Raw genomic sequence first — 24316 nt, forward strand, 5'->3', positions numbered from 1 at the left:
CGGTGACCACGCAGGTGACTCCTCCGAGCGGCTCCGGCCCGGCCGAGCCGGTCAGCGAGCTGATCGTCCGCGCCGAGCGCTGGTTTCGCGAGCAGCCCGACGTGATCGCCTGCCAGCTCGGCGGCCGCAGCCCGGCGGCCACCACCTACGGGCAGCTGTCGCGGTCGGTGGACCATGCCGTCGCGGTCCTCGCGGAGGCCGGGATCCGCCCGGGCATGCGCACCGCCCTGCTGGTGCCGCCGGGCCCGGAACTGGGCGCGCTCGCCGTCGCCCTGCTACGGCTCCGCGCGGTGCCGGTGCTGGTCGATCCCGGGCTGCCGCCCGGCGCGATCAGGCGCTGCCTGCGCCAGGCGGCGCCCGAGGCGTTCGTCGCGATTCCCGCCGTACAGCTGGCAAGAAGGCTGCTGGGCTGGACCCCGGACGTCCGCGTGTCCGTCACGATCCCCTCACGCACCGGCCCCTCACGCACCGTCCCCTCGCGGCGGCCGCGCGGCGCGGCCTGGCCGTCCCGAGAGTCCGTACGCGACCGCGTTCCCGGCTTCGGGCCGGGCGGGCCGGATCTGTGGCACCCCGCCGGGCCGGACGACCTGGCGCTGATCGCGTACACCTCCGGATCCACCGGCCCGCCCAAGGGCGTGCCGCTGCGGCACCGGCACCTGGCCGCGCAGCTCACCCTGCTGGGTGAACTCGGCACGGTGGAACCGGGAACGCCGGTGTTGTCGACGTTCGCGCCGTTCGCCCTCGGAGCGGCGGCGTTCGGGGCGACGGTGGTCATCCCGGACATGGACCCGCGGCATCCGGCGCGGGCCGACCCGGCCGCCCTGGTCGCCGACATCCGGCGCTACCGCGTGGCCGGGATGTTCGCCGCTCCCGCGCTGCTGGACCGGCTCGCGCGGCACTGCGCCACCCATGATCTGGTGCTGGACACGCTCGGCGACGTGGTGTCCGCCGGAGCGCCGCTGCCGATGCCGGTCATGGACCGCCTGCGCGGCTGCCTGCGCGACGACGCGCGGGTGTTGTCGGTGTACGGCGCCACCGAGTGCATGCCGGTCGCCGCGATCGAGAGCCGCCCGCTCGCCGGGCACGCCGCGGCCACCGCCGCCGGGGCGGGCACCTGCCTCGGTCTCCCGCTCCCGGGCGCCGAGGTACGTGTCATCGCCCTCGGCGACGACCGAATCGAGCGGTGGAGTGACGATCTGGTCGTGCCGCCGGGCGCCATCGGGGAGATCGTCGTGGCCGCCCCCACCGTCAGCGACCCCTACCTGGACGATCCGGAGGCCACCGCGCTGGCCCGGATCCGCGACGGGGACCGCGTCTGGCACCGGATGGGCGACGCCGGGCGGTTCGACGAGCAGGGCAGGCTCTGGTTCGCCGGGCGCAAATCGGAACGGGTCCGCACCGTTGACGGCGACCTGCACACCGACCAGGTCGAACCCGTCTTCGCCGCCGTGCCCGGGGTCCGCCGTACCGCGCTGGTCGGCGTCGGTCCCGCCGCTGCCCGGCGTCCGATCCTGGTCGTGGAACGCGAACCGGGTTTCCGGGACGACGCTCGCGTGACGGCCGGCATCCTGGACGTGGCGGCCCGCCATCCGCACACCGAGGGGATTCGGGACGTGCTGTTCCATCGCGGGTTCCCGGTCGACGCCCGGCACAACAGCAAGATCCGCCGGCATGAGCTCGCCCGGTGGGCCGCGCGACGCGTACGGCCGGGCCGGCGATGAGAGTCCTGGTGACCGGGGGCGGGGGTTTCCTGGGTGAGGCCGTCTGCCGAGGGCTGGCGGCCCGCGGTGACACCGTCCACGCACTGCAGCGTCACCACAGCCCCGCGCTGGCGGCGCTCGGGGTCGCCCAGCATCTCGCCGATGTACGCGACCGCGCGGCGGTGACGGCCGCCGTCGCCGGCTGTGAGGCGGTCGTGCACTGCGCCGCGAAGGCCGGCGTACACGGACGGGACCGGGACTACGAGGAGATCAACGTGTCGGGAACGCGGAACGTGCTGGACGCCTGCGCGCGCCACGGGGCACTTCTGGTCCACACGTCCTCACCGAGCGTCGTCCACGACGGACGGGACCTGGAGGGCGTGGACGAGTCCGTGCCGTATGCCCGCCGTTTTCCCGCCGCCTATCCCCGGACCAAGGCCGAAGCCGAACGGCTCGTCCTCGCCGACGCGGCGGCCGGGCGGGTGACGGCGGTCGCGTTGCGCCCGCACCTCATCTGGGGGCCGGGAGATCCGCACTTCCTGCCGAGGCTGGTGGCGGGGCGCCGTCTGCTGTGGCTGCTGGGCGAGACCGACAAGACCATCGACACCACCTATGTCGGCAACGCCGCCGACGCCCACCTGCTCGCCCTCGACCGGTTGCGTCCCGGCTCACCGGTGGCCGGCCGGGCCTACTTCGTCACCCAGGGCGAGCCCTGCGGCTTCGGGGAATGGCTCGGCCTGCTGCTGCGCGCCGCCGGGCTGCCGCCGGTGACCCGCCGGGCGCCCGCCGGACCGGTCCTGCGGGCGGCCCGGCTGCTGGAGCGGGCCCGCCGGTTGCCGTTGACAGGGCGCCTGCCCCCGCTGCTGTTCCTGGTGGAGCAGGCCTCGACGGCGCACTGGTTCGACATCTCCGCGGCCCGTCGCGATCTCGGCTACCGGCCCCGGGTGAGCATGGCGGAAGGGCTGGCCCGGCTCACCGCGCACCTGTCCGCGGGGAGCGCCCGGTGACCGGATTCCCGGACTACCCGTTCGCCTCCCGGTGGTTCGCCCACCCTCGCCGTGACGGCCTGCGCCAGCACTACCTGGACGAGGGGGCGGGGCAGCCGGTGCTGTTCCTGCACGGGAACCCGTCCTGGAGCTACCTGTGGCGGCGGCCGATCCTCGCGCTGCGGGAGGAGTTCCGCTGCGTCGCCCCCGACCACATCGGCATGGGCCTGTCGGACAAGCCGGGCGCCGGCCGTTACCCCTACGACCTGGCCGCCCGGGTGGACGACCTGGACGCCCTGACCGACCACCTCGTCGGCGACGCCGGCGCCCCCGAACAGGGGTGGACCCTCGTCCTGCACGACTGGGGCGGGCCGATCGGCATGGCCTGGGCCTGCCGCCACCCCGACCGGGTCGCCCGCCTCGTGTTGCTGAACACCGCGGCCTTCCCCAACCCGCACGGCGAACGCGTACGTCCCCTGCTGCGGCTGCCGTACCGGGTGTTGCGTGACACCCGGCTGGGCACCCGCCTGTTCCTGCGCCACAACCTCTTCGCCCGCGGCGCCACGTGGCGTCCGCTGGGAGTGCGGCGTCGCATGCCGGCTCCGGTGCGCTCGGCCTTCCTGGCCCCCTACGACCGGCCCGAGCACCGGGTGGCCATCCAGCGCTTCGTCCAGGACATCCCGTTGCGCCCCGGCGACCCTTCCTGGCCTCTTCTGCGGGCCACCGGCGCGTCGCTGGGGCGGTTCGCCGACCGGCCCACGCTGATCGCCTGGGGGATGGACGACCCGGTCTTCGACCGCGCCGTACTGGACGAATGGCGACGGCGTTTCCCCGGCGCCGAGATTCGCCTGTATGCCCGCGCGGGCCACTACCTGCTCGAAGACGCCCACGCCGACCTCGTCCCCGCCATCCGCTCGTTCCTGCGGAGTTCGCCTCGTACGGACGCTTGACGCGAGGCACGGATGTGACACTTCGTGTTGCAGCGACTGCGACATGTGATGCACCATAGGAGCATGAGCGGAAGCCGCGCCCCCGTACCCCTCAACGACCAGGACAAAGAGTTTCTCGAAGCCATCCGCACACCTGGCACGCCCGAGAACAGCGCGATCGAGCGCCTGGTGGGGAAGACGCTGGGGCTGGAGACGTCCACGTCATCCGCCCTGCACACGCTCGTCGACGTGGCGCGGAAGGCCGTCCTGGAGGAGGTCATGGTCAGCGGATACGCGGCGCTCGCCGCTTCGCTGGATGACGACGACCACGCCTTCACGCGCGCGGCACGCCGTCGCACCACTGAGATCGCCACAGACTGATGGCGGTGAGCGGATACCCCTCACGGGGGCGCGTCTTCATGGCGGACCTGGGTGAGGATCACGGCGAGAAGCCGTACGTCGTCGTGAGCAACAACGCCCGCAACCGGCAGCTGCCGAGCTTCCTCGCCGTACGGATCACCACGTCGCCGAAGCCTCCCCTGCCGAGCATCATCGAGCTGACCGCCGACGATCTCTTGGCCGGGCGGGTGCTGTGTGACGACATCGTGGTCCTCTACCGAGAGGACCTACGACGTGACCTGGGAAGCCTCAGCCTCCCGACGATGATGCGCATCGGCCAGGGTTTGCGCCACGCCCTCGCCGTTTGAATGCTCAGCTCGCATGCGCGAGCAGTGCCGGCGCGGCGGGCCGGGACATCGGTCCAGGCCCGCCGCTACGTCATGCTCTGCCCGAAGCGGGTGGGATCAGGTGGCGGTGCAGGTGACGGTGGCTCCGGCGCCGGTTCCGTTGCCCTGGAAACCGAAGTTGGTGCTCTGCCCGGCCGACAGCCGCCCGTTGTAGCTCTGGTTGGTGACGGTCACGGCGCCGCTGGTGCCGGAATTGACGCCGTTCCACATGGAGGTGATCGCGGCTCCGGCGGGCAGGGTGAGGGCGACCTTCCACCCGTTGATCGCGGCGCCGCCCGCGGTGACGTTGACGTTGGCGACGAACCCGCCGGGCCACTGGTCCTGCACGGAGTAGGTCGCCGAGCAGCCCCCGGTCCCGCCGCTGGGTGACGGGGAAGGCGACGGACTGCGACTCGGTGACAGCGAGGGGGACGGGCTGCCGCTGGGCGACGGGGAGGGGGAGGGGCTGCCGCCGAGGGTGAGGTTCTTCTGCTGGACCTGCCACTGGGTGTTGCACAGGCCGCAGTTGGGGCCGACGAAGTTCGTGCCGGCCGTCGTATCGCCCTTCAGCCGCCACTTGAGGTACAGCACCGCCACGCGGCCGAACTCGCCGCCGTTGGTCTGGTCGTAGGTGCCCCCGTGTCCGACGTTCAGATTGCCCATGAACGCGGGCAGCCCCGTCGGCAACTTGCCCCAGTCGTCGATGGCGTTCGGGTAGGCGATGTCACTCGGCCCGCCGATGAAGTAGGCGATCGGCTTCGTCAGCCGGCGGAGCTGGTAGTCGTCCGAGTCGTTCAGCAGCCCGCTGCTGAAGATCATGGTCGTGGTGATACGCGAGTCGTTGGAGACGGCGTAGGCCTCCAGCCCGCCGCAGGACCAGCCCGCTACAGCGATCTTGCTGGTGTCGAGCCTGCCGTTGTACTTGCTGCCCTGGCGGCTGTTCTCCGCGACCGCCCAGTCGATGGACTGGGTGAGCATCTGGGACGTCGTCGAACCGGAGCCGTTCGGGCTGCCGCTGGCGATGACCAGGAACCCGTGTGAGGCGATCTCGCGGAGGAAGTTCAGCTGCCCCGTCCCATTGGCGGAGCAGCCTCCGTTGCCCCATACGAAGATGGGCATCTTCTCGGAGGGAAGGGTTCCGGGCCGGTAGATGGTGTGATTGGACAAGCCGGTGGAGGTCTCGTAGTCCGCCGGATAGGGGCCCGAGCCGCCGACCGCCGCTGCGGCCGGCGTCGAGGCGAGCGCCACCATTCCAGCGCAGAGTGGGGCGACCGCGGCCGCCAGTACTGCCCTGATGATCGAGCGTTTTCTCATTTCGCCCTCCGAAGATGTCACGACGGCGCTCGGTGCTCCTGTCAGGCGGAACGAGCCGATGAGAGCAATGTGCAGTTAATATCACTACGGTCAGGAAAAGTGTCAAGCGATCGCAATCACCGCGAAGGCGGTACGCGCGCAGACCGTTGGGGCCTCAGGGTGCGGCGGCCAGCCGGGAAGCTGACGCGCAGGGGGTCACGGGACGCGCCCCGGCGGCCGGGCAGTCGTTCAGGTGCGTGAAAGTTTCTCGCGCCCGCCCCTGGCGGCGGGGACCGAAACGCAGTTCTCCGACGCCTGGAAGTGGGTGATCCACGACGCGGCGTCCGGCCAGTACGGTGCCACCACCTCGATGAGCCGTGCCTCGGCGAGCGAGCCGAGAGCGGAGTGGATCTCCAGCATGAGGCTCCTGGCGGCCTGGCAGGGCCACGGTTCCGGCAGAAGGTGCTCGGGGAGGTTCGGGTCGATGTCCGGAAACTTCCGCCAGGAATCCATGACGGAGGTCCGGGCCACCAGCGCCCGCGCCGCGTCGATCTTCCCGTCGCGGACGGCCACCCGCAGGTCCGCGTACCGCGCGATGAAACCCTCGTAGGCCGAGGCGAGGCCGGCCAGATCGTAGGCCGCGGCCGGACCGTGCGGGCCGGACTCCTCGTCGAACCGGGCGTGCATCACCGACCACCGACTGCCGTCGACACCGTCCAGGACGTCGTGGAGCGCCCGGCTCACCGGACCGGAATCGGTTCCGGGACGGATCCACACGCTGTCGTACAGCCGCGCGAAACCCAGCGACCCCAGTGCCTTGCGGACCGCGTGCCGTGGGGCCTGTCCGGACTGGGGGACCGAGAAGGAGACGGTCACCCAGTCGCCGGTCCACCGCGGCGGGCGTGCTCCGAAGCTCAGAAAATGATCCATCCGGGAGCGGTGCCTGGCGATCGCCTGAGGCGTGAGGTGGTACACGGGCGGTCGTCCGGACCCCCGTACGGCGATCAGGCCACGCTTGGTCAACCGGGACAGCGCGGCCCGCGCACTCGACTCGCTGATGCCGAACTCCCCCAGCATCGCGACCACCGCCACCGACGGAAGGTCGGCGTCCGAGGAGTCGAGGTACTCACCGAGCAAGGTCGCGAGCAGGTGCTGCGGAGTGGGACCGGCCTGCGCCCGTGGGGCTCCGACATCGTCCGGAGGTACGTGGAGACTCACGTCATCAGCTTGCCCCACGACAACACCCCTGCCGAACGACGGGCAGGGCGGTGGACGTCGACGTCAGGGCTGCCGCCGACGACCTCGGATTCTCCGGGCCCCGAGGCCTACCACTCCGCACCGGCTCTGCACCCGGGCGAGCTCTCCCTGCGGTGCAGCGGTGTCAGAGTTTGTACAGCCGCTTGAACGGTGCCGTGATCCGCTCCTGCCGCGATCGGAAATCGACGGACACGGCGATCCCGTCTTCCACCCCGATGACCACACCGAGGCCGTACCGATCGTGGGTCACCTGGTCGTTCACGCTGAACCGCTCGAGAGGCGCAGCGGGAGGCGGGGGTTTGAAGGGACTTGTGGACAGGTGACGGCGGTGCTCGCCGCTGGCTGTGTTCATCCTCTCCAGTATGTGCTGCCCGCGAGACCTCTCGCAACGGAATGCCCCAGCCGCTACTGCCCTTTTTGTCCTTCGACCGGCGTTCTCAGGCTTCGGCTCTCGCCCGCCGGGCCTCTCGTCGCTCCTCGAAGCGGGCAGCGGCCGCGTCCAGCTGAGCCAGGAAGGCCGACAGCTCCTCGCGGGCCTGCTCCCCCTCGGCGTCGAGCCCTTCGAGGTCGAACGTCTTCCACTGCCGCAGCACCGGCAGCAGCACCTCGTCGGAGTGCTGTCGCAGGTCGTAGATGCCCGCCATGGCGATCGTCACCGACTTGCGGGCGAAACCCTCCATGCCCTGGCCCGGCATCTGGAACGACGTCACGACGTCGGTGACGGCTCGCATGGTCTGCGAAGGGGCCAGCTCGAACGCGGCGGCGAGGAGGTTCCGGTAGAAGACCATGTGGAGGTTCTCGTCGGCGGCGACCCTCGCGAGCAGCCTCTCGCACATCGGGTCCCCCGACACCCTCCCGGTATTGCGGTGGGAGATACGGGTGGCCAGCTCCTGGAACGAGACGTACGCCAGCTGCCGGAGCATGCCGTCGTACTCGGTGGCGAAGCCGTTCTGCATGTGGCTCATCCTGGCCCGCTCCAGAGCGACCGGGTCGACGGCCCGAGTGACGGTGAGGTAGTCGCGGATGGCGATCCCATGGCGCCCCTCCTCCGCCGTCCACCGGTGCACCCAGGTGCCCCAGGCGCCGTCCCTGCCGAAGGTCGTGGCGATCTCGTGGTGGTAGCTCGGAAGGTTGTCCTCGGTCAGCAGGTTGACGACGAGCGAGACACGGGCGGCCTCGGAGATCGAGGAGTCCTCCGGCGACCAGGCCTCGCCCTCCAGGACTCCGTCGAACGTCCGGCCCTCGCTCCACGGAACGTACTCGTGCGGGAACCACTCCTTGGCCACCGCGAGATGCCGATCCAGCTCCCGCCCAACCACGGGTTCGAGCTCCAGGAGAAGCTCCGTCTGGGTGAGCGGACGCGACGCGATCGACATGGACAACCTCCGAGACTACGACAACGTAACCCGGACAGCCTAAGTGCCCTGTTCAGGGCGGCGCGTCCCGGAATCGCATCTCAGAGCTCGACTTCTTCCAGTCTTGACGATGTGGTGGATGAGGCATTCAGGTTCGGAGCTGACATGGGCAAGGAGCCCGAGGTCAGACAGTGGAATCATGATCACCGATCAGAGCGATCCACTGGCCGGCCCTCGAGGCCGCCATGACGCCAAGTATGGCCGCGTGGCCGGCCGGGTCAGGCCGGCGTGGCCACGCGGGCCCCGGCGGTCGTCTCCAGCGCGAACAGCCGTGCGGACAACGGGGCCAACGCGACACCCATCAGAGCGAACATCATGATCCCGGACACGGCGTCGGGCGCCGCGAAGTCGGCTGCCAGCGCCACCACCAGCGTCACTGCCGCCCACCGCGGCGCCAGCCGCGTCCGCCAGAGGGCGACGGCGAGGGCGAGGGTGCCCGCGACGGTCGCCAGCAGCACCGGGACGATGAGCACGGCGAAGGGCGGTGCCTCGAACATCGCCGCGGCGATCTCGGCCGCACCTGCCCGGTCCGGGTGGTGGGCGAGCGGGTACTGGGCCATCACGTAGGCGACGGGACCGACGTGGAGCGCCCACCCCAGCGCCGCGAGGACCGCCGCAGCTACGCCGAGCCGCGAGCCCTGGGCGCGGAAGAGCCCCGTGAGCCCGAACAGGGCACCGGCGAAGCACAGGAACGAGATGACGAGCAGCACGTTCGCACCCAACCAGCGGGCGGGCTGCGCCTCGATCAGGGCGAGCTGGGCGGAGGCGTCGGCGGACGCCGGCAGGAGGATCGTGCCGGCCAGGCCGGCGACGGCGGCGGTGAGCAGTGCGACGGCGGTACTTCGGCGTGACATGTGGACCTCCAGGGAACCAGTGGTTGGTGCCGCCGATGCTAGGGACGGCCGGCGCCGGAATCGTCGGAGGTCACGCCGAACCGCATACGAGCCTGCTCGTATGCGCCTACCTCCCGGGGTCGATGCCGCACGGGGCGGCGCGCCGCTATGGTTCGTGCCATGACCGACGACGGCGCCGGCGCCCTGGTGCGGTGGCTGAGGTCCCGGCCGCGGCTCGTGGACTGCACGGTGGCCGCCGTCCTCGTCGCGCTCGGTGCCGGGCAGGTGATGGCCGGGGACGGCGGCGCGACGGCGCTGATCATCTCGGTCGCCATGACGGCGCCCGTCCTGTGGCGGCGCCGACGGCCCCTGCCGGCCGTCCTGATCGGGTGGTCGGCACTCTTCGTCGGGGAGGGCTTGGGGGCGGACGTCACAAGCCAGGGCTACGCGGCCGTGATCGCGCTCATACTCACCGTCTACTCGGTCGCCGCCTACGCCCCGCTCCGCCGGGCGGTCGTCGGCCTGGTCGCGGCCCTGGCCCTGGTGTGGGGTGCGATCCCGTTCGCCGCGTCACAGACCGTGGCCGACTTCGCGTTCACCGGGCTGATCACGCTCGCGCCCTGGCTCGCGGGCCGCACCATCCGGGACCGGCAGCTGCGCATCACCGAGCTGCGACGCCTGGCCCGCGAGCTGGAGCACGAGCGGGAGGAACGGGCCCGTGAGGCGAGGGACGCGGAGCGCTCCCGCATCGCCCGGGAGATGCACGACGTGCTCGCACACACTGTCAGCGTGGTGGTGATCCAGCTCGGCGCGGTCGAGCGCATCATGGAGTCCGATCCGGGCAAGGCTCGCTCAATGATCGCCTCGATGCGCGCCGTCGCGAAGTCCGCGCTCGTCGAGCTGCGGTTCCTGCTGGGCCTCGATGGCGCTCCCCCGGCCGGGCCTCGGCCTTCCCTGACCCGGCTCGGCGACCTTGCCGACGACATGCGTGCCGCCGGCGTGCCGGTTGAGCTGACGGTCAGAGGTTCGGTCGGCGGGCTGCCGGCGGCGGTCGACCTGGCCGCCTACCGGATCGTTCAGGAGTCCCTCACGAACGTCATGCGCCACGCCACGGGCGCACCCACCCGTGCCCTCGTGGTGGTGGATGAGGACGCCGTGCGTCTCACGGTCGAGGACGACGGCGCCACCCGGCCCGCGTCGCGGGTACACCCGCCCGGAGCGCCCGAGCGGGCCGGTTACGGCCTGATCGGGATGGCGGAGCGGGCCCGGCTGTGCGGGGGCGATCTTGAGGCCGGGCCCCGGCCGGGCGGAGGCTTCCGGGTTCAGGCGTGGCTGCCCCTGGTCCGGGCCGTGAGCGCGGCGTGATCCGCATCCTGCTGGCCGACGACCAGTCGCTCGTACGTGCCGGGTTCCGGCTCATTCTCGAGACCGAGGGAGATCTCGAGGTCGTGGGCGAGGCCGCCGACGGGCGGCAGGCGGTCGCTGCCGCCCACGAGCTCCGACCGGACCTCGTGCTCATGGACATCCGGATGCCCGTGCTCGACGGGATCGGCGCGACGCGTGAGCTGGCGAGGGCCGGCGCCACGGCCAAGGTCCTGGTGCTCACCACCTTCGACGACGACGCCCTCGTCCACGACGCGCTGCGCGTCGGCGCGAGCGGGTTTCTTCTCAAGGACGTGGACCCTCCCGACCTCGTCCACGCCTGCCGGACCGTCGTCCGTGACGAGGCGCTGCTCGCGCCGGCCATCACCCGGAGGCTGATCGAACGGTTCCTCGCCACCCCGCCGCCGGGCCGGCCGCCGGCCGCGTTCTCCCGGCTGACGGCGCGCGAGCTCGAGGTGTTCACGCTGATGGCTCGGGGTCTGGACAACCAGGAGGTCGCCGACCGGCTGGTGATCTCCGCCACGACCGTACGGACGCATATCACCCGCATACTCGCCAAGCTCGGCCTGCGTGACCGGGTGCACGCCGTAGTCCTCGGCTATGAGTCCGGGCTGGTCCGTCCCGGCGAGGGTGCCTGATCAGATCCAGCTCGGCAGCCACACGTGCAGTCGCCAGCCCTCGTAGGAGATGGTCTGGCCGGTCCGCACCGGCCAGAAGAGCCGCCGCGACGGCGAGCCCCACGACGACCCCCACAGCACCCACGCCGCCGGGTTGAGGCGGGTGTCGCCGTCGTCGCTGACGAACAGCGCCAGGCCTTCGCCTGGCCGGGTCAGCCGTTCTCGATGGTGAGCAGGCCGCGTCGGAAGGCGGCGGCGACGGCAGCCGCCCGGTCGTTGACGCCGAGTTTGGTGTAGATGTGCAGCACGTGGCTCTTCACCGTGGCCTCACTGACCTCGTGAATTCACCGGCCACCGGGTGATCGTCACCTAGCGTCACATACGGCAAGAGGTGCCGCTCTGACCTGGCATGATCTGGATTGACTAGATCTTGATCCTGCAGGAGAACGGCACCTCGGAAGTGAAGCGTACGACACCCGCCGGGTTGCGGCGGAAGATCAAGCGTGTTAGAGAGCAGCGCCGCCGCCGGAAACTGGAAACGCGCACGTCAGCATGGTCGACCGGACTGGAGATGACCGACGGCGCCACCGGGCTGGTTCCCGCCGCCGGCGTCCCTCTGCTCCGGCTGTTGGCCGAGGAATCCGGCGTACGCGGCCACGCCTCCACGGCGCTGCGCGTGCCCGCCTTCCACCCCGGGCACGACCGCGGGCAGGTCCTGGTCGATGTCGCGATCGGGCTCGCGATGGGCGCGACCTCGGTCAGTGCCGCGATGGACACCACCGCTGCGGCGAGCGTGGTAACCGGGGCGGTCGCCTCCGGCGTGACCGCCTGGCGGCTGTTCGGCGACGAACTCGACGCCGCCCTACTGGACAAACTGGCGCGGGCACGGGCCACGCACCGGCGGCGCATGTGGACCCTGCTCGCCGCCCGCCCTGAGGGGTTCCCAGACAAAGATGCTCTCCGGGCGGCGCTATTAGCTCTGGGAGTGATAAGCCAGGAAGATCGCTTAGCGCTCGGTAGTCCTGAGCCGCTTCTCGCCGGGATGTTGTTGGCAGCGGCGGAAGACACCGCCGATCGCTTCCGCTACGGCGTTGGCAAGGGGAACGGGAACCAACACTTGATCGTGCAGGGCTACATCAACTACCTCGGCACACCCAAGCCCGCCGCCTTCCACACGGCTAGAGCCCGCCGCCTCTACTCCGATATGGAATGGGTCAACCCCATGAGCCGTCGCAACGGTCAACGATAGGACCGTTGTCGTCAGGGTTGTCGTCAAACCCATACAAGAACGCCCCGGCCGTGATCGGCTCGGGGCGTTTGGGCTGTTCAAGGGTGGTGGTCAGGGGCAGGGTCGAACTGCCGACCTTCCGCTTTTCAGGCGGACGCTCGTACCAACTGAGCTACCTGACCTCGGCGGCTGCCGCCGTACGCGGTCCTGACGGGACTTGAACCCGCGACCTCCACCTTGACAGGGTGGCGAGCACTCCAAACTGCTCTACAGGACCTCTATGTCCGGGAGATTTTCGCTCCCGTGTTGTTCGGCTCGCCTAGCTTACCAGCTTCCGGGAGGCCTTCCGACCTTCCGTCTTCCGGTGCGCTCGACGCGCTCCACGTGCCCCCAACGGGATTCGAACCCGTGCCGCCGCCTTGAAAGGGCGGTGTCCTAGGCCGCTAGACGATGGGGGCTCAAGGCTTTCGCCCTGTTCCGTGACGCCTTCCGTCGGAGACCTCTGAAGCATAGGGGACGTTCGCCCCCGATGCCAAAGCGGTTGTCGACGGGGAGCCGCTGCCGCTCGCCGTCGGCGACGGCGCCTGCTGCGACTCCGGGAAAATTGTACGGCCCGGGTCCGGCTCGATACGACGCTGGCACTGGATCCACTGCTCACCGAGGCCGCCGACGGTGATGTCGTCCCAGGCCTCCAGCCGGTGGCTCTTCTTGTTGAAGTAGAGCACCGAGGCGGTGAGCGGCGTCGGCTCGTCGTGCTCCAGGCCGCGCAGGCCGGCGCCGCCCGTGGACCCCTGGATCATCAGACGGGTGCCCGTGGGCATCAGCTGGGTGGATCGCGCGTGGACGTGCCCGCTCAGCACCAGGGGGACGTACCCGGAGAAACCGCGGCCCACGGTGGGGTCGTGGACGGCCACGATGTCGGCGGGGATCCGGTCGGGGGCGGAGGTGGACTTCGACCGTGACCAGTCGCGGGGCGCCAACTTCCGGGCGTTGGTCCGGCCGAGGTCGAGGAGGCTCTCGCTGGAGTCGCCGTCCACCTGGACGGCCTTGTCGGGGGTGAACCTCGGGTCGCCGATGCCGTACACGGTCAGCCCGCCGACCGTGGCGGCGTTGCCGTCCAGCACGATCGCGTTCTTCTGCTTGGCGACCGCATCCTGGGTGCTCTTGGAGTCGTGGTTGCCCCGCACGTAGACGTACGGCACCCCGAGCGAGCCGATCTCCTTGACGAACTCGTTCTCCGGCTTGGTGCCGTGGTCGCTGATGTCACCGGTGTCGACGACGAACTGCACCTTGAACTGGTCCTTCAGCGATTTGATGACATTCCAGCCGATCGGGTTGATGTGCAGGTCGGAGACGTGCAGCACCCTGATCATGTCCGGGTCGGGGTCGAAGATCGGCAGGTTGGACCCGGCCTCGTACAGCTGCGAGACGTTGGTGACCAGCTTGGTGAGCTGGCCGCGATACTCGGAGAACTTGGTCACGATCGACTCGGCGCTGCCGATCAGGGACGGCACGCCGGTGAGCAGCCCGGTGTACCGGGGCTCGGCGATCGAGCGAGGGTTGAACGTCAGCGCCGACACGCCCCCGAGGATCGCCACCATGGCCAGCGAGCCGCCCGCGGTCCAGGCCGCCCGCGACAGGCGCCGGAAGACGACCAGGCCCGTGACGAACCCGGCGCCGACGGCGAACAGCGCGGCGCGTATGGCCAGCCGACGCAGCCCCTCGATCACGTCGGTCTCGATGGTCGTCGGGAGCCGGTCGGCCCACCGGGGGTTCTTGAGGATGTCCTCGGCCATGTCCGGATGGACCGCCTCGATCGTCAGGCTGAGCCGTAGCGGACCTTCGTGGGTGTTGAAGTTGAGCGTCCCGAGAGGCCGTACGTCGACGACGGTCTCCCCGTGCAGGGACGGCGAGATGGACATGCCGATGTCGGCGGGGCCGACCGGTGTGTCCACCCTGGCGCCGAGCGCCAGCCCGAGCCAGCCGCCGACCACCGCCGCCAGCATGACCGCGAGTACGGCGGCTGTCCGGCTACCGGCCGCCTTCCGGGCGAAGGCCCTCAAATTGGAGATCTCCATTGTTTTCGTGCATACCCCGCGTCGCTTCGATACGCGCCCGTATGCCGGACAGAATGACCCTCTGGCCGCGCTCGGAGGACTCGTCGTTCCACCGACGCGCCGGTCACCGCGCGTGCGAGGGGGTACGGCGCGAGCGCCTCCTCGAACCCGGCCTGTCCGACCCTACCTCTCCTGGTCCGCTACTCCCCGGGCACGAATCCGCCGGTCACCGTACGCGGCTATCGCACGGCCACCACGCGGTGAAACGATGGGTCGGTGATCGACGTCCCGCTGAGAAGGTTCGAGGAACTCGTGGCCGAGGCGCTGGACACCATTCCCGCCGACCTGGCGAAGGTGATGGACAACGTCGTGGTCGTGGTGGTGGACGACCCGCCCGAGCCCGGGCTCCTCGGGCTCTACACCGGAATTCCGCTGACCGAGCGGGGCGACTGGTACTCGGGGGTGCTCCCGGACCGGATCGAGATCTACCGCAACCCGACGCTGGAGATCTGCGCGACCGAGGACGACGTGGTCGAGGAGGTCCGGGTCACGGTCGTCCACGAGATCGCCCACCACTTCGGCATCGACGACGACCGGTTGCACGAACTCGGGTGGTGACCCCAGGCTTTTGGGCTGGGGATGACCGACCGCTTGAAAAAGTCGTCATCGGTGGGCACTGTAAGTGACATGGTGACCACGCACTGTCAGATTCTCCGGCCGCGGCGAACACCGGCGGCCGTCGCCGGCGAGGCGATCTTCGCGGAGTGAGATGGCGGCCACCGAACCCGGCAGGCTTTCCGGCCGGCACCGCCGTCCTCCCGAGACCCGCGTCACCTACCGCGAGGTCGCCGCGATCCCCGAGTTCCGGTCCCTGTGGCTCGGTCAGGGCATGTCGCTGCTGGGTGACCAGCTCGCCCAGGTGGCGCTCGCCGTGCTCGTCTACAGCCGTACGGCGTCGCCGCTGGCCACGGCGTCGGTCTACGCGCTGACCTATCTGCCGCCCATCCTCGGCGGTCCCCTGCTGGCCGGGCTCGCCGACCGGTATCCGCGCAGGCGGGTGATGCTCTGGTGCGACCTGCTGCGCGCCCTGATGATGGCCGCGATGGCCGTTCCTTCCACGCCGTTCCCAGTGCTGTGCGCGCTGGTCTTCTGCGTGGTCCTGCTCGGCGCGCCGTTCTCCGCCGCCCGCGCCGCGCTGCTGCCCGAGGTGCTGGAGGGCGACCGGTACGTCGTGGGGTCGGCGCTGCAGAACATGACGAACCAGGCCGTACAGATGCTGGGGTTCGCCGCCGGGGGCGCCGCGATCGCCGTGCTGGGGCCGTACCGCGCGCTGGCGCTGGACTGCGTGACGTTCCTCGGGTCGGCGCTGGCGATCGTCGCGGGGGTGCGCCGCCGTCCGGCTCCTGAACGGGAGGACGGCGAGCGGCCGTCTGTGTGGCGGATGACGCGGACCGGCGCCCGGCTGGTCTTCGGAGAGCGGCGGCTCCGCACACTCGTGCTGTTCGCCCTGCTCTGCGGGTTCTACGTGCTGCCGGAGGGGATCGCCGCGCCGTACGCCGCGACACTGGCCGACGGGCGGGTGCCGGTGGCGGTGATCACGGGCCTGCTGATGGCGGCGATGCCGACGGGGACGGTGCTCGGGGCCTTCGTCTTCGGGCGGTTCGTCACGCCGGCGGGCCGGCTCAGGGGAATGGGCTGGCTGGCCATGCTGACCTGCGCGCCGCTCGTGCTGTGCGTCGTACGGCCGCCGCTGGAGTGCGTGCTGGCCCTGTGGGTGCTGTCCGGCGTCGGCGGGGCCTACCAGCTCGCGGCGAACGCGGCCTTCGTCCAGTGCGTGCCGCCGTCCGGGCGGGCCGCCGCGTTCGGGCTGGTGCAGTCGGGCCTGATGGCCGCCCAGGGCGCCGGCATCCTCGTCGGGGGCGCCGCGGCCCAGCGGCTCGGTCCAGAGCTGGTCGTGACGCTGGCGGGGGTCGCCGGGCTGTGCGCCGCGGCGGTGCTCGCCGTGCTCTGGACCGAGTCGCGTGCTGAGATCATCGCCAAGGTCCGGGCCGCCGCCTGAGGGATCAGGCCTGCGGCGTGTCCTGGCCGCCCTGGCTCTGCGGGCCGTCGGTGGACGGCCGGCCGTCGTACGGGTGCTGCTCGTAGCTCCCGGTGCCCGAGGCGCCGGTGTGGGCGGACTGGGACTGCTTCTGCTGCCAGCCCTGCTGGACGGTGTCCCACTTGGCCTTGGCGTCGTGCCAGACGTGGCCGTCCTTGTTCTTGTTGATCAGGTCCTGGACGATGGAGGTGGGCTTGCCCTCCTCGGGGAGCAGCAGCCACGCGACGGCGTAGATACCGAAGCCGAGGCCGCCGAAGAAGCTCGCCACGGCGAGGGCGAGGCGCAGGATGTTGGCGTCGATGCCGGTGTACTCGGACACGCCCGAGCACACACCGGCGACGATCCTGCCGTTTCGAGTGCGGTGGAGCTGCTTGACCGAACCGTTGGTGTTCATCTCGTTCATGCCTCCACAATGCCTTCTGGGGGTGCGGGCGCACATCGGGATTCCCCCTGGCCCTACCCCGAAGCGGCCCCGATAGCCTTGCCGTCATGGACGACCTCCTGGACCTCGACGACCAGCTCGATCCCGAGCATCGCCTGATCAGGGACACCGTCGCCGACCTGGTGTCCGGCAAGGTCCTCCCCTATGTCGGCGAGTGGTTCGAGCGGGGCGTCTTCCCCGCCCGCGAGCTCGCCCCGGCCCTGGGCTCCCTCGGCCTGCTCGGGATGCACCTGGAGGGGTACGGCTGCGCCGGGCTCGACGCGGTCTCGTACGGCGTGGCCTGCCGGGAGCTGGAGGCGGGCGACTCCGGCCTGCGGTCGTTCGTGTCGGTGCAGGGGTCGCTCGCCATGTTCCCCATCTGGAAGTACGGCTCGGAGGAGCAGAAGGAGGAGTGGCTGCCCCGGCTGGCCTCCGGGGAGGCCATCGGCTGCTTCGGCCTCACCGAGCCCGACCACGGCTCCGATCCGGCCGGCATGCGTACCACGGCCAGGCGGGACCCGTCCGGCGACTGGATCCTGAACGGCGCCAAGATGTGGATCACCAACGGCTCGGTCGCCGACGTAGCGGTGGTCTGGGCCCGCGCCGACGAGGGCATCCGCGGCTTCGTCGTCCCCACCTCGGCGCCCGGGTTCTCCGCCGCCGAGATCCACCGCAAACTGTCGCTGCGCGCCTCGGTCACGTCCTCGCTCTACCTCGATGACGTACGGCTGCCCGCGTCCGCGGCCCTGCCGGAGGTGACGGGCCTGAAGGGCCCGCTGTCGTGCCTCACCGAGGCGAGGTACGGCATCCTGTGGGGCGTCGTCGGCGCGGGCCGGGCCTGCCTGGAGGCGGCCGTCGACTACGCGACCACCCGCGTGCAGTTCGGCAGGCCGATCGGCGGCTTCCAGCTCACCCAGGAGAAGCTCGCCTGGATGGCCGTCGCGCTCGGCCAGGCCGGGCTCACCGCCCTCCACCTGGGCCGCCTCAAGGACGTGGGCACACTGAAGCCCCACCAGGTGAGCTTCGGCAAGCTGGCCAACGTCAGGGCCGCCCTGGACATCGCCCGCGAGGCGCGTACGGTGCTCGGGGCCAACGGCATCACGCTGGAGTATCCGGTCATCCGGCACATGACGAACCTGGAGTCCGTGCTCACGTACGAGGGCACCCAGGAGGTGCATCTGCTGACGCTCGGCAAGGCGCTCACCGGCCTCGACGCCTTCCGCTGACCCGGCCGCGATCCCTGATGGGGCGATCGGGGACAATGACGTCGCCAGGTACGCGGTACTGTCTGTACCCTGCATCTTGGGGAGTGCCCTGCCGGATCACACCGCGACGCGGGAGGCCGGAGGGCATGACCAAGGGGTGCTAGCTCAATGGCAGAGCTGCGGACTTTTAATCCGTCGGTTCAGGGTTCGAGTCCCTGGCGCCCCACCCTCAATGAGCTGGGCAGACTCCCGAAACATGATCGTTCGGAAGCCTGCCCGGTTGCATTTCTGGTTGCAGTTGTGCAGTCGCCGGTTCACTCGTTCCACAGCGCCCGGCCCATCCGCGCCATGGCGTCGCCCGCCAGGTTCTCGGTGACGTGGGTGTAGCGCTTCGTCGTGGTGAGCTGGGAGTGCCCGAGGATCACCTGAACGACCCGCATGTCTATGCCCTGCTCCAAGAGCAGCGTCGCCGCTGTGTGCCGGGCGTCGTGGACCCTGGCGTCCTTCTCGACCTCGGCCAGGCGGAGCAGTTCCTTCCACTCCTCCCAGTCCTGCCGTGAGTCGATCGGGCTGCCGTCACGCTCGCACCAGACGAGGTCCCGGTCCTGCCACCTCTCCCCCGCCGCCGCGCGCTCGGCCTCCTGGGCTTCACGATGCAGCTTCAGGAGCGGGATCAACGGCGGGGGAAGCGGGACGACTCGCCTGCTCTTGCCCTTGGGCTTCACGAAGGTCCATCCACCGACGCGTTGAGGGCACGAGGGCGCGTGCTTGGTGCAGCCAGGTTCACAGAACTTCGGGCACTTGCCGCCGTGCCGGTTGCACGAGGCCGGGCACCGCTGCTTGACGCAGGTGTGCCGCCGTCCGGACGTCCGCTTCGCCTTGGGGCAGTCGGCCGGGCAGGGGTAACGGTGAAGGGCAGCGCCGCAGGCGTGGGGATCTGCGCAGCCGTGTCGGTAACGCTGATGCTTGATCTGCCAGAAGATCCGGAGCTGCCCCCGCTTCAGGTCCACGTACTTCCACCGCAGGCCAAGCGCTTCACATTGCCGAAGACCGAGCGCGAGCGCCACCGACCAGCGCGTCCCGTTCCGGCGATCCTTGGCGACGTCGAGGATGTCGCGCGCCTCGTCCTCCGACAGCGGCTCAATCTCGACCTCCTCGCCGGTCGGTGCGTCGATCAGCCCGCAGACGTTCCGGGCGACGATCTCCCGCCGTACGGCGAGCTTGATAGCGCGCGACAGGATGCGGTGGATCTGCAAGATCGTGTTCGGCCGGAGGTCCTGCTTGTTCAACCAGCCGTAGAAGGCGTCCAGGTGTTCCGGCCGAAGCCGATCGAGCCGATGAGCACCGAGCCGGGGAATGATCCAGTGCTCGACCTTTGGCCGGTAGGTGCTGACGAGGGTGGACTGACTGACGTTCAGCGGGGCGATCTCGTCGAGGTAGACCCGCATCCACTGCTTGAGCGTCGGCACCTTGCCCGGCTTGTCGATCTTCCCCGAGTCGCGCGCCTTCTCCAGCTCTTGGACCTTGCGGGTGACCTCCGCTTCGGTCTTGCCGATGCGGTGCCGGCGCCTGTTACGGCGCCGGAGCCGGAGCCGGTGAACCTTCGCCGGACAGCGCACTAGCTGGAAGGGGTGCGGATGCAGGCGGTGATGGGGGTGTTGTCGGTGCCGCTGGTGGTGGCCTGGAAGCCGAAGGTGGTGGAGGCGCCGGGCGCCAGCGCTCCGTTGTAGCTCGCGTTCGTGATCGTGTACGGATTGGCGAAGTCATCCAGGCTGGCGTTCCAGACTCGGGTGATCTGCTGGCCGCCGGGGAAGGTGAGGGTGACCGTCCAACCGGTGGTCGCGGTGGTGCCGGTGTTGGTCACGACCACCTTCCCCTGGAACGCGCCGGGCCAGTCGCCGGCCGGGCTGTACACGGCCGTACAGCCCCTGGTCGGGCAGGCCGGGACGTAGACGGTGACCGGTGAGGTGAAGGCGGAGTAGTTGCCCGTCGCGTCACGCGCCCGCACCTGGAAGCGGTAGACCCCCACACCGGACTGGGTGAACGACGTGGTCGTCGTGGTGCCGACCAGGGCGAACGTGCCGCCGGTGGCGCCGGGCGCACGCCAGATCTCGTATCCGATGACGCCCACGTTGTCCGTCGAGGCGGTCCAGGTCAGCGTCACCGAGCCGCAGGTGACGGTCGCGGTCGGCGTACCTGGCGTCGTGGGCGGCTGCGGCTCCGGCGTCATCGTCGGGCAGGGGGGCAGCACGACCCGCACCGGCTCGGTGAAGGCGGAGGTGTTGCCGGCCGCGTCGCGTGCCCGCACCTCGTACAGGTACAGCCCCATGATGGGCTGGGTGTACGAGGTCGCCGAGGTCGTCCCGACCGGGACGAACGTGCCGCCGCTGTAGGGCGCGCCGTACACGTCGTAGCCGGTGACCCCCACGTTGTCGGTGGAGGCGGTCCAGTTCAGCGTCACCGACAGGGGATTGCATCCGACCGTGCTGCTCAGCCCGGTGGGAACCGTCGGCGGGGTGGTGTCGGCGAGCCGCGTGATCCGTGCGGGAGCCGTCGCCGCGAACGCGGGCGTGGTCACCACGAGCCCGGCCAGTGCGGTGAGCGCCGCGAGAACGATGGAGATGACTCGCCGTTGCATGATGACTCCCTGGCGGCCAGGAGGCGGGGCGGTGGCCTGCATACCGATCGACGCGCTAGACAGACGGTAGAAGTGAGTGTCGCGGCCTGTCGACAACGCGACCGGGCGGGTCGCGAAGATGCAGGTCGCGGATGCAACTTTCAGCCCGCCGGACCCGGACGGCGCCGATCGGCGGGGCCCGCCCGTGCCGCCTGACTCGCACGACACCGGTCTGCGGGCGGCGCATCCACCGGGTGGCGAAATCCCGATCCCGGTCGAGGGTAAGCGGGCCCTGGGGGCTCCGGGGCATGCGCCGCCGCCCAAGTGCAGCACGACGATCGCCATGCAGTGGCCGGCCATCTGACGGGGTTGGGGGCGATCGAAGGTCCGGGACTTCGTTCCTCAGCCCCGGCCCATCGGATGGCCGGGTTGCGGTAAGCGGCCGTTCCGGGGGTTATGGGTGACAGACGGGACGATCGGACAGATGAAGTAGTGCGAGTATGTCGGCAGAGTTCGCCTTTTTCGCCTACTGTTCGCCCATGCCCCTCAATCAACGAACGCGCCGCCTGCTGACGGGCCAGGTCACCCTCTCAAGGGGCATAGGTCTCGCTCTAATAGGTTTTGCTCTAGTTGTAGGCGGCCTATAGCGATCCACCTACGACTTGGTAGCGTCCGCCTCACGCTTGCCGAGGGACACGCCATGCTAAACGGGCCAGGTGTCAGCGGTTCCTTCCAGGCGGACAACGGTCTGACCGCCCTCGTCCCCGGAGAGGTGCCATGGACCGATCGACGGGGCGCCCAGCATCACGGAGACCGACCCGAATGCCTCTGGGATGAAGATCCGTCTGACAAGATGAATCGAAGCAGGGGAGCCCGCGTGGAAGCGGGATACAGGTGGATTGACATCCCGGGTGGGGGTTCTTATCCCCTGGTCATGTGGCAAGGCCGCGTAGTTAAGGATCTCGGGCGCGTGGCAAGCGGTTCGTGAGTACGGCAGGGTCCGGGGAAAAGAGGAACGGGACCTCTGATACATCAGGGTGATCGACCAAGATCCACCCGAGCCCCGAGGTCCCGTTGCGTACTGATTCTGCCACCACCACGACGCTCACCCGCACTCTCACGGTCGCCGGCGGCGTCTTCGCGCCCGGCCATCTGGGCGAGCTGACCCAGCACCTGCCGTTCGAGTTGGTGGATGCGGTACTGGAGGACACCGGAAAGATCCAGCGGCGGTTGCGGAACCTGCCCTCACGGGTCGGGGTCTACTTCGTGCTGGCCTTGGGCCTGTTCCCGGAGCTGGGATATGTGGGCGTGTGGGGCAAGCTGGTGGCCGCGTTAGAGCAGCTGGGATTGCCGCGCCCGTGCGAGAAGGCGCTGCGAGATCTGCGGCGCCGGGTGGGGGTGGCCCCGCTGCGGGCATTGTTCGAGATCGTGGCCGGCCCGCTGGCACAGCCGGCCACGCCAGGGGCACGCTACCGGCGCTGGCGCACCGTCGCCTTCGACGGCTGCAGCTCCATCAAGGTGCCCGATGCCGAGCGGAACCGTTCCTGGCTGGGAAAGATCAAACACCGGCTGGGCTGGGCGGGCTATCCGACGGTGATGCTCATGACGCTGGTGGAGACCGGCACACGCGGCCTGCTCGGCGCGGTCTTCGGGCCGGCCACCACCGGCGAGAGCCGATACGCGCGCAGGCTGTGCGCCCTGCTCGGAGCGGACATGCTGGTGCTGGCCGATCGCGCCTTCGACGGCAACGACCTGCTGGCCGCCGTGGCCGGGCGGGGCGCGCAGTTCCTGGTCCGGCTCAAGAGCACCCGCCGGCCGCCACTGGCCGCCCGGTTGTGCGATGGCTCGTTCCTTTCCAAGGTAGGCGAGGTGGTGGTGCGGATCATCGATGCCGACATCACCGTGATCTGCGCCGACGGCACGAAGATCACCGGCCGGTATCGACTCGCCACGACCTTGCTCGATCCCCGTCGCGACAGAGCCGCGGCGTTGATCCGGCTTTACCACGAGCGGTGGGAGATCGAATCGGCCTATCTGGCGTTACGGCACACCCTGCTGGGTGGGCGGGTGCTGCGCTCGGGCGACCCGATCGGCCTGGAACAGGAACTGTGGGCGCTGCTGACCGTCTATCAGGCGTTGCGGATGGCCATGGTTGCCGCCGCCGAGTCGGTGCCCGGCACCGATCCGGACCGGGCGTGTTTCACGATCGCTATGCAGACCGCTCGTGACCAGGTCATCCTCGCCTCCGGCGTCCTTCCCGCCGACCCGGCTGCCCCGGTCGACCTGGTCGGCGTTATCGGCCGCGCGATTCTGGACGGCCTGCTGCCGCCACGCCGTCCTCGCATCAGTGTCCGCAAGGTGAAATCTCCGATCTCTCGCTACCACGCCCGCCCGCAGGATGACGAACGCCCATTGACCAGCCAGAACGTCGTCGGCGTCCTCGTCGTGGTCCACGAGGGACAGACCATCCCACCCCCGCTGTCCGCCCCACCACAGCCACCCGAGCAGGAGCAGGAGCAGGAGCAGGAGCAGGCAGACGATACGCAGCCGGCCACCAGCCGAAAAGACCAGGTACTGGCTCTTCTTCGCGCTGATCCCGGCCGTTCCTGGCGCGGACGAGAACTCGCGCAGGTCTTGCGGATCGCCAACCTCAACAGCTTCTGCGTGCAGCTGTCCCAGTGGGCGAGCAAGGGCCTGATCTACAAGATCGCTCCCGCCGTCTACGCCCTCACTCCGCCAGCAGCCTCCATAAACGGGCTGTCACCTGCAGAAACAACCCAGTTGACGATGGCGCTCATGGCTTAACTACGCGACCTTGGGTCATGTGGCTTCGCTGTCCATAGCGTGCCGATTGTGGAATGCCTTGGCTGTACAGCCAAGGGGCCGGGCGAGAGCGGACTTTGGCGAACGTCTACGGACACTACATCTCCAGGTCTGAGCCGACAGAGCTTGATCGAATCGTTTCTGGTAATCCGCAGCGTTCGAGTCCCCGGCGAGACTCCTATTCAGTCTTCACTCTCGTCAGAACCCGCCTGCACGTTGATGTGTCGCAGCGCAGCGCCGGACCGACGAGCATGCAGGTCGGCGTCCTGCAAAAGACCCGTGATCCTCCTCAGACGCTCACCAGCCTCGGCAAGCCGAGCCCCTGGGTCATCCCCGGTGTCATCACTCAGGACATGCCGCTTCGGCAAGACTGCGACCTCGGCTCGCAGATGATCAGCCACGATGGCGGCCGCTTGGATCACCTTGCTCAGTAACTCTCCCGCCTCGTGTAACGCGGTCACCTCCATGGCGCGCCGTTCACTTGCGGCGTCCACGAGTTCACCGAAGCCGTTCAGGGTTTCTCCCGTCATGGGCATGATTTTGACCTATCTCGGTAGCTCGCGCCGTTGGAGTAGCGACACAGCTGTGACGCCGGGTTGCAGTTTGGGTTGCAGTCCAGGGTGATCCCGAGCCGTTCAGGGTGGATCGCGTATGCCCGTTGACCTGCATTGAACTGTTTGGAACCATGATCGTCCGAGCTTTTAATCCGTCGGTTCAGGGTTCGAGTCC

Annotated in this window: 22 protein-coding genes, 4 tRNA genes and 1 pseudogene; 13 read left to right on the top strand and 14 right to left on the bottom strand. The window is 69.7% G+C overall.

Annotated elements, in window-relative coordinates; genetic code table 11:
- Nucleotides 1-2: 2 nt before the first annotated feature.
- The 5 genes from OG344_RS06210 to OG344_RS06230 all read left to right on the top strand — a co-directional run bounded on the left by OG344_RS06210 (nucleotide 3) and on the right by OG344_RS06230 (nucleotide 4322).
- A complete protein-coding gene (locus tag OG344_RS06210; RefSeq protein ID WP_405087364.1) occupies nucleotides 3-1721 on the top strand; it encodes a fatty acid CoA ligase family protein in 1719 nt (572 codons plus the stop codon).
- Nucleotides 1685-2707 carry an NAD-dependent epimerase/dehydratase family protein gene (locus OG344_RS06215; protein WP_405087365.1) on the top strand — a complete coding sequence of 341 codons (1023 nt, stop codon included), beginning with the start codon at nucleotides 1685-1687 and terminating at the stop codon, nucleotides 2705-2707. The genes OG344_RS06210 and OG344_RS06215 overlap by 37 nt, the downstream gene beginning before the upstream one ends.
- Nucleotides 2704-3636 (top strand): alpha/beta fold hydrolase, encoded by a 933-nt coding sequence (locus tag OG344_RS06220; RefSeq protein ID WP_405087366.1) that lies wholly within the window; start codon nucleotides 2704-2706, stop codon nucleotides 3634-3636. Before OG344_RS06215 ends, OG344_RS06220 begins: the two co-directional genes overlap by 4 nt.
- 63 nt (nucleotides 3637-3699) lie before the next feature.
- A complete protein-coding gene (locus tag OG344_RS06225) occupies nucleotides 3700-3996 on the top strand; it encodes a hypothetical protein (protein WP_405087367.1) in 297 nt (98 codons plus the stop codon).
- A 5-nt stretch (nucleotides 3997-4001) separates the two neighbouring features.
- On the top strand, nucleotides 4002-4322 hold the full coding sequence (locus OG344_RS06230) for a type II toxin-antitoxin system PemK/MazF family toxin (RefSeq protein ID WP_405087368.1): 321 nt from the start codon (nucleotides 4002-4004) through the stop codon (nucleotides 4320-4322).
- A gap of 96 nt (nucleotides 4323-4418) precedes the next feature.
- Here OG344_RS06230 and OG344_RS06235 read toward each other — a convergent pair whose 3' ends face one another.
- The 5 genes from OG344_RS06235 to OG344_RS06255 all read right to left on the bottom strand — a co-directional run bounded on the left by OG344_RS06235 (nucleotide 4419) and on the right by OG344_RS06255 (nucleotide 9159).
- On the bottom strand, nucleotides 4419-5654 hold the full coding sequence (locus OG344_RS06235) for a cellulose binding domain-containing protein (RefSeq protein ID WP_405087369.1): 1236 nt from the start codon (nucleotides 5652-5654) through the stop codon (nucleotides 4419-4421).
- 228 nt (nucleotides 5655-5882) lie between these two features.
- Nucleotides 5883-6851, bottom strand: a complete 969-nt coding sequence (locus OG344_RS06240) for a PaaX family transcriptional regulator C-terminal domain-containing protein (protein WP_405087370.1) — start codon at nucleotides 6849-6851, stop codon at nucleotides 5883-5885.
- 163 nt (nucleotides 6852-7014) lie between these two features.
- The gene (locus OG344_RS06245) at nucleotides 7015-7152 is read right to left on the bottom strand and encodes a hypothetical protein (protein WP_327048300.1); all 138 of its coding nucleotides are present in this window, start codon (nucleotides 7150-7152) and stop codon (nucleotides 7015-7017) included.
- 175 nt (nucleotides 7153-7327) lie between these two features.
- Complete coding sequence (locus OG344_RS06250) at nucleotides 7328-8266, bottom strand: acyl-ACP desaturase (protein ID WP_327048301.1); 939 nt, start codon at nucleotides 8264-8266, stop codon at nucleotides 7328-7330.
- 257 nt (nucleotides 8267-8523) lie between these two features.
- On the bottom strand, nucleotides 8524-9159 hold the full coding sequence (locus tag OG344_RS06255; RefSeq protein ID WP_405087371.1) for a hypothetical protein: 636 nt from the start codon (nucleotides 9157-9159) through the stop codon (nucleotides 8524-8526).
- A gap of 159 nt (nucleotides 9160-9318) precedes the next feature.
- Between OG344_RS06255 and OG344_RS06260 the strand changes: the two genes are divergently transcribed.
- Both OG344_RS06260 and OG344_RS06265 read left to right on the top strand, forming a co-directional pair.
- Nucleotides 9319-10503, top strand: a complete 1185-nt coding sequence (locus OG344_RS06260; protein ID WP_405087372.1) for a sensor histidine kinase — start codon at nucleotides 9319-9321, stop codon at nucleotides 10501-10503.
- Complete coding sequence (locus tag OG344_RS06265) at nucleotides 10500-11159, top strand: response regulator (protein ID WP_405087373.1); 660 nt, start codon at nucleotides 10500-10502, stop codon at nucleotides 11157-11159. Before OG344_RS06260 ends, OG344_RS06265 begins: the two co-directional genes overlap by 4 nt.
- Before the next feature lie 191 nt (nucleotides 11160-11350).
- On the opposite strand, the pseudogene OG344_RS06270 reads toward OG344_RS06265, so the two are convergent.
- A pseudogene (locus tag OG344_RS06270) lies at nucleotides 11351-11473 on the bottom strand (LuxR C-terminal-related transcriptional regulator); the annotation flags it as partial.
- 95 nt (nucleotides 11474-11568) lie between these two features.
- Between OG344_RS06270 and OG344_RS06275 the strand changes: the two are divergent.
- Nucleotides 11569-12387 carry a hypothetical protein gene (locus OG344_RS06275; RefSeq protein ID WP_405087374.1) on the top strand — a complete coding sequence of 273 codons (819 nt, stop codon included), beginning with the start codon at nucleotides 11569-11571 and terminating at the stop codon, nucleotides 12385-12387.
- A gap of 84 nt (nucleotides 12388-12471) precedes the next feature.
- Here OG344_RS06275 and OG344_RS06280 read toward each other — a convergent pair.
- From OG344_RS06280 to OG344_RS06295, 4 genes are all read right to left on the bottom strand, one after another.
- Nucleotides 12472-12548 (bottom strand) — tRNA-Phe (locus OG344_RS06280).
- Between the two features lie 20 nt (nucleotides 12549-12568).
- Nucleotides 12569-12643 (bottom strand) — tRNA-Asp (locus tag OG344_RS06285).
- 108 nt (nucleotides 12644-12751) lie between these two features.
- Nucleotides 12752-12824 (bottom strand) — tRNA-Glu (locus OG344_RS06290).
- Complete coding sequence (locus OG344_RS06295; protein ID WP_405087375.1) at nucleotides 12825-14444, bottom strand: metallophosphoesterase; 1620 nt, start codon at nucleotides 14442-14444, stop codon at nucleotides 12825-12827.
- 255 nt (nucleotides 14445-14699) lie between these two features.
- On the opposite strand from OG344_RS06295, the gene OG344_RS06300 reads away from it, so the two are divergent.
- Nucleotides 14700-15041, top strand: a complete 342-nt coding sequence (locus OG344_RS06300) for a metallopeptidase family protein (RefSeq protein WP_327048310.1) — start codon at nucleotides 14700-14702, stop codon at nucleotides 15039-15041.
- Nucleotides 15042-15192: 151 nt separating this feature from the next.
- Entirely contained in the window at nucleotides 15193-16482 is a 1290-nt protein-coding gene (locus OG344_RS06305; RefSeq protein ID WP_405087376.1) for an MFS transporter, read from the top strand.
- A gap of 4 nt (nucleotides 16483-16486) precedes the next feature.
- Here the strand turns inward: OG344_RS06305 and OG344_RS06310 are convergent, their stop codons facing one another.
- Nucleotides 16487-16924, bottom strand: coding sequence for a PspC domain-containing protein (locus tag OG344_RS06310; protein ID WP_405087377.1), 438 nt, complete (start codon nucleotides 16922-16924; stop codon nucleotides 16487-16489).
- Nucleotides 16925-17010: 86 nt separating this feature from the next.
- Between OG344_RS06310 and OG344_RS06315 the strand changes: the two genes are divergently transcribed.
- A complete protein-coding gene (locus OG344_RS06315; RefSeq protein ID WP_405087378.1) occupies nucleotides 17011-18168 on the top strand; it encodes an acyl-CoA dehydrogenase family protein in 1158 nt (385 codons plus the stop codon).
- A gap of 133 nt (nucleotides 18169-18301) precedes the next feature.
- Nucleotides 18302-18373, top strand: a tRNA-Lys gene (locus OG344_RS06320).
- A gap of 88 nt (nucleotides 18374-18461) precedes the next feature.
- Here OG344_RS06320 and OG344_RS06325 read toward each other — a convergent pair.
- Both OG344_RS06325 and OG344_RS06330 read right to left on the bottom strand, forming a co-directional pair.
- Complete coding sequence (locus tag OG344_RS06325) at nucleotides 18462-19766, bottom strand: tyrosine-type recombinase/integrase (protein ID WP_405087379.1); 1305 nt, start codon at nucleotides 19764-19766, stop codon at nucleotides 18462-18464.
- Nucleotides 19766-20785: a cellulose binding domain-containing protein gene (locus tag OG344_RS06330; protein WP_405087380.1), complete on the bottom strand. Its 1020-nt coding sequence runs from the start codon at nucleotides 20783-20785 to the stop codon at nucleotides 19766-19768. Before OG344_RS06330 ends, OG344_RS06325 begins: the two co-directional genes overlap by 1 nt.
- A gap of 1053 nt (nucleotides 20786-21838) precedes the next feature.
- Here OG344_RS06330 and OG344_RS06335 point away from each other — a divergent pair.
- Nucleotides 21839-23569 carry an IS4 family transposase gene (locus OG344_RS06335; RefSeq protein ID WP_405087381.1) on the top strand — a complete coding sequence of 577 codons (1731 nt, stop codon included), beginning with the start codon at nucleotides 21839-21841 and terminating at the stop codon, nucleotides 23567-23569.
- 200 nt (nucleotides 23570-23769) lie between these two features.
- Here OG344_RS06335 and OG344_RS06340 read toward each other — a convergent pair whose 3' ends face one another.
- Nucleotides 23770-24117, bottom strand: a complete 348-nt coding sequence (locus OG344_RS06340; RefSeq protein ID WP_182878201.1) for a hypothetical protein — start codon at nucleotides 24115-24117, stop codon at nucleotides 23770-23772.
- Nucleotides 24118-24316 lie beyond the last annotated feature (199 nt).

This window comes from Microbispora sp. NBC_01389 (genome assembly GCF_045040095.1).
GTDB lineage: Bacteria > Actinomycetota > Actinomycetes > Streptosporangiales > Streptosporangiaceae > Microbispora.